Raw genomic sequence first — 10,599 nt, forward strand, 5'->3', positions numbered from 1 at the left:
GGTTGGGTGTGGCTGGTCGCGCAGTTCCCCGCGCCCCTAAAAGCCTGGCCTCGGCCGGAGAAGACCCGCGCCCCGCGCCCCTAAGAGATTGCGCAGTTCCCCGCGCCCCTAAAAGATCGCGCCGTTCCCCGCGCCCCTAAGAACCGCGCCGGTCCCCGCGCCTAAAGACGCGCCGTTCCCCCGTGCCCCTAAGAACCGCGCCGTTCCCCGCGCCTAAAGACGCGCCGGTCCTCGCGCCCCTTTCGGGGCGCTGAGTCAGTGTTTGCGGCCCACTCCGCAGTAGGCGTCGACGGCAGCTGCGGGAACGGCTGAACCGTGGGGGGCGGGACGCCAGTCGGGCACTCGGACGATGCCGGGATCCACCAGTTCGAGACCGTCGAAGAAACCGGCTATGTCCGCGGTGCCGCGCACGTGGTACGGCACCGCGCCGCTCGCGTTGTACGCCTCCGAGGCGGCGATCATGCCCTCACTGGTGGCTGTGCTGTCGCTGATCACCAGATGGCTCCCCGAGGGGAGCCCGGCCATCAGGCGGCCCACGAGTCCGCGCGCCTGGTCGTAGTCGGCGACATGGCCGAGCGTGTTGAGGATCATCAGGGCGACCGGCTGGGAGAGGTCGAGTGTGCTCGCGGCGGCCTTGAGGACGGCCTCCGGCTCGTACAGGTCGGCGTCCAGATAGGCGGTCCTGCCCTCGGGTGTGCTGGTGAGCAGGGCCTTCGCGTGGGCCAGCACGATGGGGTCGTTGTCGACGTACACGATCCGGGCGTCCGGGGCCACGCGCTGCGCGACCTCGTGCGTGTTGTCGGCGGTCGGCAGGCCGGTCCCGACGTCCAGGAACTGCCGGATACCCGGCTCGCCGGCCAGGTGGCGGACGGCTCGCCCCAGGAAGTGCCGACTGGTGACCGCCACGTCGACGAGGCCGGGAAAGATCTCCTTGATCTGGTCCCCGATCTGCCGGTCGACCTCGTAGTTGTCCTCGCCGCCTACGAAGTAGTTCCAGAAGCGGGCCGAGTGGGGCGTGGAAGTGTCGATCAGTGGGTTGGGGTCTGACACGGCGCGGCCTCCCGGGGATCGGTGCTGGATCGGTGCTGGTCGGTGTTTGTGATCTGAACAGCAACCTAGGTGAACTTGCAATGAAAGCAGGGGAGTTGGAGGGCGCTGCCGGTCACGTACCCTGGGGTTTCGGCCAATCAGGCCGACGTTGTCCCAGCGCGGAGAACAGCACGGCCGTCGCCGCCGCTGTCACCGGGACCATGTACGCGGCGGTCACCGACACGTGCTCGCTCACCCATCCCCCGGCCCCCGCACCGCACGCGATCCCGCCCAGCAGCCCCGTCACCGCCAGCGTCATGCCCTCGTTCAGGCGGTCCTCGGGCGTGTGGTGCTGCACGAGGGTCATCGTGGTGATCATCGTGGGCGCGGTGGCCATGCCGGCGAGGAGGAGGGCGAGAGCGAGGGCCGGGAGCGAGCCGGTGAGGGTGGCCGCGAGGAGGGGGAGGGTCATCAGCGCCGTCATCGCGGCCACACACCAGGGGAGGCGTCGCGAGGCGGGGCCGCCGGGCTTCAACGCGCCGTACAGCAGCCCCGCCGCACACGAACCGAGCGCCTGCAACGCGAGGACGACTCCCGCCGCCGACTGTTGCCCTCGCGCGTCGGCGAACGCGATCGTGACGACCTCCATTGATCCGAAGACCGCACCCATGGCCAGGCAGACGGACAGGACAGGAGCCATCCCGGGCGCGCGGAGCGGCGAGCGCGCCGCGGACGAACCAGAGGAAACAGAGAGACCGAAGGAAACGGAGGGACCAGAGGAGCCGGGCGGGCCAGGAGTCCGGCGTCCGGACGCCGGCGGCTCCGTCGACCGCTGGGACGCGAAGACCAGCACGCCCGTCAGCAGCAGCACCCCGCCCACCAGCGTGCCCGCCTCCGGGAAGAGCGCGGTGCACAGGAACGCCGCCAGGATCGGGCCGAGCATGAAGCACAGCTCGTCCGCGGCCTGTTCGAAGGAGTTCGCGGTGTGCCGGGCCGCCGGGTCGTCCCGCAGCAGATGGGCCCAGCGGGCACGGGACATCCCCCCGGTGTTCGGGGTCGTCGCGGTGGCCGCGTAGCAGAGGAAGAGGGTCCAGTCGGGGGCGCCGAGGCGCACGCAGAGCAGGAGCGCCAGGCTGCCCAGGACCGCGATCACCGTGGCGGGCACGGCCACCCGCGCCTGCCCGTGGCGGTCGACCAGCCGCGCGGTCCAGGGGGCCACCAACGCCGTGGCCGCCAGACCCGTCGCGGTCACGGCGCCCGCGAGTGCGTACGAACCCCGTGAGCCGGCGATCATGATGACCGCGCTCACGCTGAACATGCCCATCGGGAGCCGGGCGATCAGGTTCCCGAGGGTGAAGGCACGGGTGCCGGGGAGAGCGAAGAGGCGGCGGTAGGGGGTGATGAGGACGACGGGGCGGCTGGGTTCGTCGGCGGGTGGTTGCGGCATGGGTACCACCGTCGTCCGGAGCGTGATCAGGCGTCCAACACCTACTCCGTCGCGATTGACACACCTGCGTTGTAAGTTCGCCGGATGCCCGACACCCGCCTCCTCCGTGCCTTCCTCGCCGTAGCCGAGGAACTCCACTTCACTCGGGCCGCCGCCCGGCTGTACGTCGCCCAGCAGGCGCTCAGCCGTGACATCCGGCGGCTGGAGAGGGAGTTGGGCGCCGAGCTCTTCGTACGGACGACCCGGCAGGTGATCCTGACGGCCGACGGCGCCCGGCTGCTGCCGTACGCGCGGCGGGTGCTGGAGGCTCAGGAGAAACTGGCCGCCGCGTTCGGGCACTCGGCGGCCCGGAAGGGCTCCTCGCGGCGGCCGCTGTTCGTCGACGTCAACAGTCCCGGCCTCGTCGGTGAGCGCGTCCTCGCCCGCGCCCGCGAACTCGTCCCCGACGAAGAGCTGATGACCCGCTACGAGAGCGGCCTCACGGGCGCCGCCGCCGAGATCCTCGCAGGACGGCTCGACGCCTCGTTCGGCCGGGTCGCGGGGCTGGACCCGGCGGTGCGCGCCCGGCTCGCCCACCGGCCGGTGCGGTACGAGCCGATGGCCGTGCTCCTGCCCGAGGACCACCGGCTGGCCGCGCGGGACGAGGTCCCCCTGGCCGCGCTCGCGGGTGAGCGCGTGTACGCGGGCGACGGGAACCCGCGGACGCCCGAGTGGACGGACCTGGCGCGTCAGCTCTTCGAGGGCCGTGGCATCGAGGTGGCGCCGCCCGAGCCGCTCGCCGTCGGGGCCGAGGAGTTCCAGCGGGTCATGGCGAAGAACCGCAACCCCGTTCTCGCCGTGGTGGGTTTTCCGGCCATGCCCGGGACGGTGATCCGGCGCCTCGTCGACCCCGTACCCCTGTCACCCGTGTCGCTGGTGTGGAGGAAGGGGTTCCGTCATCCCGGAGTTGAGGCACTGGGACGTGCCGTGGACGCGCTCGCGGCCGAGGAAGGGTGGCAGAGAGACCCTGCGGATGGGTGGATTCCGGCCACAGATGCACTCGATATGATGACCAGCCCCTGACACAGGGCCCGTTCGGAACCTCCACGTGCGCTACATTCATGGCCCGGGCGCACATGGTAGGGGGGCGCTCGGATCGGGTGGGGGCCCGGTCTGAACAACAATGTGCGAAAGTGCCCGGATCGTTCGCGCGCCCGAAAGTGTCCCTTGGGGGGATGTGCGTGCGAGTGGACAACTGGCGGAATGACGCCCAACCGAACCGGCGGAAAACCGGTCGCCCGGGCGGAAGCGGAACCGGTCCGTCGGACCGGGAGGCGACCGGTGACCGGCAGAGCGGTCAGCAGACCGAATGGCCGGACGCGATCGGTCGAACCGCGTCGTGGGAGGGGACCCAACACGTCCGCGTACCGAGACAGCCGTCGTCATCCGGCCAGAACGCGGGCTACGGCACTGAGTCGCCGCGCATCGGATCCTCGTACTCCTCGTCGCATTCACACGAGTCAACGGAGTACGACCCGGAAGGCGGCATGGGACGCGCCGAGGAGCAGTCGCGGTACGACGCGGCAGCCGAAACCCGTCAGTTCAGCGACCCCGACACACGGTGGAACGGCCAGGTCCCGGAGACCCGGCTGAGCGACCGGATGCGGGACAGATCGGAGCAGGAGCCCGGGCTGGAGGGGACGGACGGGCCGGACTCGGACCCGTCGCGGGTCTGGGAGCAGTCCGACGAGCCCGGCCACACCCACGACCCCCACGAGGTGACCGTCCAACTCGACGGCGTGGGGCGGGAGCTGGAGGACTGGCTCGTCCAGCAGGCCAAGGAGGCGCCGGGCGGACAGGACTCGGACGGCCCGGTGTTCGTGGACGAGTCCGGCCGCCGCCGCAGCAGGCTGCGCCGCATAGGCATATTCGTCGGACTCGCCTGCGCGGTCTACGCCGTCGTCATCGGCGTCACGGTCATGTCGGGCAACTCCAACGCACCCTGGCTGCCGGGCCTCGCCCAGCAGGACGACGAGCCGGCGAACAAGGTCGACACGTCCCCGGAGCCCGCCGACCCGGCCGAACCGTCGGAGACGGCGACCGTTTCGCCGAGCGCCGGAGTGTCGCCCACGGCCGGCGCGACCACGGCACCGGACACGGGCGCCACGGCCGACCCCTCGGGGGAGGCGTCCGCCCCGGCGAACACGGTTCCCCGGCCCTCGACCAGCGCGAAGCAGCCCGACGCCGACCCCACCAAGAAAGACCCGGGCACCGACCCGTCCCCGTCACGGCCCGACCCGTCGCCCCCTGCCACGTCGCCCTCCCCCGATCCCAGTGCCTCGGAGTCCACGGGCACCGACGGCGGCACGGGCACCGGCACCGGGACCGACTCCGAGCCCGTCGCCGGAGACGCCCCCGCCCCCGACCCCGTCGCGTCGGGCGCCGCACCCAGCTCCTCGTCGTCCCCGGAGAACATCGTCTGATGGCACGCACCAACCGCCACGGCTCGGCACCGCGTGCCCGCCGTCGGCTGCCCCTGCGTTACCTGTTGCCCGTGCTCGTCCTCACCGCGCTGATGGCGATGCTGATGCTGCGCGGCTACGTGCACAGCGAGATCCTCGCCGACCACCGCGTCCGCCCCCCGGTCTCCTCCGACAAGGTTCCGGAGAAGATCATCGAGGGCGGCCCGGTCATCGACACCCGCAGCGGCCGCACCCAGAGCCTCAAGGTGGACGACAGCCGGCTCGTCCTCACCTTCGACGACGGCCCGGACCCCACGTGGACGCCCAAGGTGCTCGACGTGCTGAAGAAGCACCAGGCGCACGCCGTCTTCTTCGTCACCGGCACCATGGCCTCCCGCTACCCGGACCTCGTCCAGCGCATGGTCGACGAGGGCCACGAGGTGGGCCTGCACACGTTCAACCACCCGGACCTCTCCTACCAGTCCAAGAAGCGCATCGACTGGGAGCTGTCCCAGAACCAGCTCGCGCTCGCGGGCGCGGCCGGCATCCGCACCTCGCTGTTCCGGCCCCCGTACTCGTCCTTCGCCGACGCCATGGACAACAAGTCCTGGCCGATCACGCAGTACATCGGCTCCCGCGGCTACATCACCATCGTCAACAACACCGACAGCCAGGACTACCAGCGCCCGGGCGTCGACGAGATCATCCGCCGCTCCATGCCCAAGGACGACAAGGGCGCGATCGTCCTGATGCACGACTCCGGCGGCAACCGCGCCCAGACGGTCGCGGCGCTGGACAAGTTCATCCCCATGCTCAAGGAGCGCGGGTACGAGCTCAACAACCTCAGCGAGGCCCTGGACGTGCCCAGCGCGCACACCCCGGTCGACGGGCTCGACGCGCTCAAGGGCGAGGCGTGGATCGTCCTCGTCCAGGCGTCGGAGCACATCACCGACGGACTCGTGGTCGGTCTCGCCGTCATCGGCGTCCTGGTCTTCACCCGCTTCGGCCTGATGCTCCTGCTGTCCGGCGTGCACGCCCGCCGCGTCCGCAGGAAGAACTTCCGCTGGGGCCCGGCCGCCCCGGTCACCGAACCCGTCTCGGTGCTCGTGCCCGCGTACAACGAGGCCAAGTGCATCGAGAACACGGTGAACTCGCTGATGGCGAGCGAGCACCCCATCGAGGTCATCGTCATCGACGACGGCTCCAGTGACGGCACCGCCCGCATCGTCGAGGACATGCGCCTGCCGGGCGTACGCGTCGTGCGCCAGCTCAACGCGGGCAAGCCGGCCGCCCTCAACCGCGGTATGCGCAACGCCCGTCACGACCTGATCGTGATGATGGACGGCGACACCGTCTTCGAGCCGTCCACCGTCCGCGAGCTCGTCCAGCCCTTCGCCGACCCCCGTGTCGGCGCGGTCGCGGGCAATGCCAAGGTCGGCAACAAGGATTCGCTGATCGGCGCCTGGCAGCACATCGAGTACGTGATGGGCTTCAACCTCGACCGCCGTATGTACGACATCCTGCGCTGTATGCCGACGATCCCCGGCGCGGTCGGTGCCTTCCGGCGCTCGGCCCTCGAACGGGTCGGCGGCATGAGCGAGGACACGCTCGCCGAGGACACCGACATCACCATGGCGATGCACCGCGACGGCTGGCGCGTCGTGTACGCGGAGAACGCCCGCGCCTGGACCGAGGCCCCCGAGACCGTCCAGCAGCTGTGGTCGCAGCGCTACCGCTGGTCGTACGGCACGATGCAGGCGATCTGGAAGCACCGCCGATCGATCATCGACAAGGGCGCGTCGGGCCGCTTCGGCCGTGTGGGCCTGCCGCTGGTGTCGCTGTTCATGGTCGTGGCGCCCCTGCTGGCACCGCTGATCGACGTGTTCCTCCTCTACGGCCTAGTCTTCGGCCCGACCGGCAAGACGATCGGGGCCTGGCTGGGCGTCCTCGCCATCCAGGCGGTGTGCGCGGCCTACGCCTTCCGCCTCGACCGGGAACGCATGACCCACCTCGTCTCACTCCCGCTCCAGCAGATCCTCTACCGGCAGTTGATGTACGTCGTCCTGCTCCAGTCCTGGATCACCGCGCTCACCGGCGGCCGTCTGCGCTGGCAGAAACTGCGGCGCACCGGCGTGGTGGGGGCACCTCCCGAGGGCATGCCCGCGCAGCGGGTGCCCAGCGGCAGTGAGCGGAGGCCGGTGGGATGACGCAGGGATACCAACCGCAGGGATACCAACCGCAGAGATCCACCGACGCCGAGAACCCGTACTGGGCGTCGTACGAGGAGATGTACGGCGTGCCGGACCAGCAAGTCGACGAGGCGCTGATTCCGAAGGAACCGGCGCCCGAGGAGAAGCAGGCCGAGGCGAAGCAGCCCGAGGCCGAGTCCGACGCGCCGCCGAAGAAGCCCGGCCGTGACCGCTACCTGGACCTGCTGCGTTCCATCGCCCTGGTCCGCGTGGTCGCGTACCACCTGTTCGGCTGGGCGTGGCTGACGATCCTGTTCCCGTCCATGGGCGTGATGTTCGCGCTGGCGGGCTCGCTGATGGCGCGCTCGCTGAACCGCCCGGCGTGGGGCGTGATCCGAGGTCGTGTCCGCCGGCTCCTGCCGCCCCTCTGGGCGTTCAGCGCGGTGGCGCTGGCCCTGCTGTTCGCGGGCGGCTGGGATCCCGGGAAGTCGTCCGACGGTTCGGGGTGGGGCTGGGCGGAGGTCGTCAACTATGTGATCCCCGTCGGTGCCCCGCCCTACCCCGAGGGCGCCGGCTCCGGGCCCGGCCTGCTGGAGGACACCTGGGCGGACCAGGCGGTGGGCGTGCTGTGGTATCTGCGCGCGTACCTGTGGTTCGTGCTCGCGTCCCCGCTGCTGCTGTGGGCTTTCCGCAGGGTGCCGTGGGCGACGCTGCTGGCCCCGCTCGCCCTGACGGCGGTCGTGGGCACGGGCCTGGTCACGATCCCCGGCGAGACGGGCAACGCGGTCACCGACTTCGCGGTCTACGGCAGTTGCTGGGTCCTGGGCATCGCCCACCACGAGGGCTTCCTCGCGAAGGTCCCCCGTTACATGGCGGTCTCCTGCTCGGTGCTGGTCATGGCCTTCGCCCTGTGGTGGGCGTCGGGCCATCCGGGGCCGGAGGGCTGGGACCTGAACGACATCCCGCTGGCCCAGGCCACATGGTCCTTCGGGTTCGTCGTCATCCTCCTCCAGTACTCCCCGTCCTGGCAGGAACTGCCGGGCAGGCTGGCGCGCTGGGACAAGCTGGTCACCCTCGCGAACAACCGTGCCGTCACGATCTACCTCTGGCACAACCTCGTGATCATGGCGGCGTTCCCGCTCCTCGACCTGTTCTACGAACTGCCGTTCATGCAGGGCGAGAGCGCGATCGCGGCACTCGACATGACGTATCAGTTCTGGATCTTCGTACTGGTGTGGCCACTGATCGGGCTGGTGATCGTGGCGCTGGGCTGGATCGAGGACGTCGCCGCCCGGCGCAGCCCCAGACTGTGGCCGAACGGCACGAAGCGCGGGGGGAGCAGGCGAAGGGACTGATGTCTTCCAGGGGGATGAGAGCGACACGGGGGGCGTACCGAGGCGCCGTATGGGGAATCCTGGCCGTTCTTTCCCTGGCGGGGGCGGCGAGCCTGCTGGTCTTCCGGGGCGCCGCGCCCCTGCGTGGAAGTCCGCTGGTGGACATTCTCGCGGCGGCGCTCGGCGCGGTGTCCGTCGGCATCGGTGTGTACGGCATGCGGTTCACCCTCAGGGCCGAGCGGTCGGACCTCGCCCGCCGCGTCGCCGCATTCAAGGACGAGGTGGACGGTCGACTGATCGACGCCCCGCGCGGCTACTTTCCCGGCTCGGACAACGTGATCCCCATCGGTTTCAGCCCGTCCGCCGCCCCCGATGTCACCGTGCAGGGGACGCTGGGGAGCTACTTCACCTCCTCGCGCTGCCGGGACCGGCTGCTGATCCTGGGCGGCCCCGGCTCCGGCAAGACGGTCGCCGCCACCCAGCTGATGGATCATCTGATGGACGGCTGGACGGAAGGGGACCCGGTCCCCGTACGGATCCCGCTGTCCACGTGGAACACCGAGCGCCCGCTGGTCGACTGGCTGGCCGACTACCTGAAGGAACTCCGACTCGTCCCGTCCAGGGCAGTAGCCCGCGAACTCCTCGACGCGCGCCGGGTGTTGCCCATCTTCGACGGCCTCGACGAGATGGATCCGCCCGACGTCCCGACGCGGGAGAGCCGTGCGCTGCGCGCCCTGGAGCGGCTCAACAGCGAGTACGACGCACGGACGGGGAAGGCCCCGCTGGTGGTGGTCTGCCGAACAGACCGTTACGGCGACCTCAAGCAGACGGTTTGGCTGAAGAGCGCCACGACCGTCACACTCCAGCCGCTCTCCAGCGAACAGCAGCTCGATTTCCTCCGCGAGAGCGGACTGCAGGGCGAGAGCGGACTCCAGGGCGAGAGCGGGCAGTGGCGGCCCGAATGGCAGCGTGTCGCCGAAGCCCTCACCTGGAGCGGTACCCCGCACGGACTGGCCGCCGTACTCGACACCCCCTGGCGGATGGCCCTCCTGACCACCGCCTACACCGAGCAGGACGAAGGCGACTTCCGTCCCCTGCGCGCTCCCGACGACCTCCTCGCGATGCAGCCGGACGCCGTGGCGGACCACCTGCTCGCCCTGTACACGCACGCCGCCGCGGCGACCTGGAACAGACGGCCGGGCGTGGGCAGGCGCCGTGACCCCGCGAAGGTCGAGAAGTGCCTCACCCTGCTGGCCCGGCACCTCCGTGACGACAACCGGTCGCCCGAAACCCCGCGGGCGCGCGACGAGGTGGTCTCCGACACGGATCTCGTACTGCACCGGTTGTGGCGGATGCGGAGGTCCGAGATGGGCTCGCTGGAGGTGTGGTTCCTGATCATTCCGTTCTGGGTCTCCCTGGTCCTGGCCGAGCGGCTCCACTTCACGCCCGCGGCGGACAGCCCCTACACGACGTACATCGTCATCGTGGGCATGGGGCTGCTGTTGAACGTCGTCCTGCCCAGGGCGATGGACAACACCGAACGCCAGCCCGTCCCACGCCGCCTCGACTGGCGGCGGATCAGACGACGGAAGACAGCGTTACTGATCGCGCTCTACTCCGTCTGTACGGCGCTGTTCGCCTGGGACCTGCGGGACAGGCCGGTGCTGTTCGCGGCGGTGACGGCCGGGCAGATCGTGGCGTTCCTGACCGCGCAGGCCGTCTGGACGATCTCCGACCGCCCGCAGGCCACCCTGACCGGCCCCCGGGATCCCTTGCGGGAGGAACTGCGCTACGCGGTCGTGTGGACGGTCGTCACGTCGATGTGGGCCGGGGCGATGATCGCCCAGCGCATCGAAACCGGCCTGGGCTTCGCGTACGGCGCGCTGTTCACCGTCCTCCCCGCCTTCGTCGTCGCGGCGAAGGCATGGCGGCGCTACGTGGTGTTCAAGATCCACATGGGCAGGCGGCTCCCCGCGCGCCTCGGCGCCTTCCTGGACTGGTGTGTGGAGGCCGGCATCATGCGCGTGGAGGGCTTCGCCTACCAGTTCCGTCACCGTGAGCTTCAGGAGTGGCTGGCGCGGGCGGAGAGGTGACGGAACGTCCCGCGAGGCACGGGAGGGGACAGCGGGGCGCCCCACCCTCAGCGGAGCGCCCCCGCC

7 protein-coding genes are annotated in these 10,599 nt (G+C 70.5%); 5 read left to right on the top strand and 2 right to left on the bottom strand.

Translation table 11 applies throughout. The annotated features are described in order from the left end of the window. Positions 1 to 255: 255 nt before the first annotated feature. On the bottom strand, positions 256 to 1,050 hold the full coding sequence (locus tag FNH08_RS33290; RefSeq protein WP_322725920.1) for an SAM-dependent methyltransferase: 795 nt from the start codon (positions 1,048 to 1,050) through the stop codon (positions 256 to 258). Between the two features lie 112 nt (positions 1,051 to 1,162). After that, entirely contained in the window at positions 1,163 to 2,476 is a 1,314-nt protein-coding gene (locus tag FNH08_RS33295) for an MFS transporter (RefSeq protein ID WP_152775251.1), read from the bottom strand. Positions 2,477 to 2,560: 84 nt separating this feature from the next. On the opposite strand from FNH08_RS33295, the gene FNH08_RS33300 reads away from it, so the two are divergent. The 5 genes from FNH08_RS33300 to FNH08_RS33315 all read left to right on the top strand — a co-directional run bounded on the left by FNH08_RS33300 (position 2,561) and on the right by FNH08_RS33315 (position 10,533). Next, the gene (locus FNH08_RS33300; protein ID WP_152775252.1) at positions 2,561 to 3,538 is read left to right on the top strand and encodes a LysR family transcriptional regulator; all 978 of its coding nucleotides are present in this window, start codon (positions 2,561 to 2,563) and stop codon (positions 3,536 to 3,538) included. A 464-nt stretch (positions 3,539 to 4,002) separates the two neighbouring features. After that, entirely contained in the window at positions 4,003 to 4,938 is a 936-nt protein-coding gene (locus tag FNH08_RS51055) for a hypothetical protein (RefSeq protein ID WP_194238697.1), read from the top strand. After that, positions 4,938 to 7,124 carry a glycosyltransferase gene (locus FNH08_RS33305; protein WP_194238698.1) on the top strand — a complete coding sequence of 729 codons (2,187 nt, stop codon included), beginning with the start codon at positions 4,938 to 4,940 and terminating at the stop codon, positions 7,122 to 7,124. Before FNH08_RS51055 ends, FNH08_RS33305 begins: the two co-directional genes overlap by 1 nt. Further along, positions 7,121 to 8,461, top strand: a complete 1,341-nt coding sequence (locus tag FNH08_RS33310) for an acyltransferase family protein (protein ID WP_228034499.1) — start codon at positions 7,121 to 7,123, stop codon at positions 8,459 to 8,461. The genes FNH08_RS33305 and FNH08_RS33310 overlap by 4 nt, the downstream gene beginning before the upstream one ends. A 14-nt stretch (positions 8,462 to 8,475) precedes the next feature. Further along, positions 8,476 to 10,533: an NACHT domain-containing protein gene (locus FNH08_RS33315; RefSeq protein WP_194238699.1), complete on the top strand. Its 2,058-nt coding sequence runs from the start codon at positions 8,476 to 8,478 to the stop codon at positions 10,531 to 10,533. Positions 10,534 to 10,599: the final 66 nt, after the last annotated feature.

It is taken from the genome of Streptomyces spongiae (assembly GCF_009377185.1).
Lineage (GTDB): Bacteria > Actinomycetota > Actinomycetes > Streptomycetales > Streptomycetaceae > Streptomyces > Streptomyces spongiae.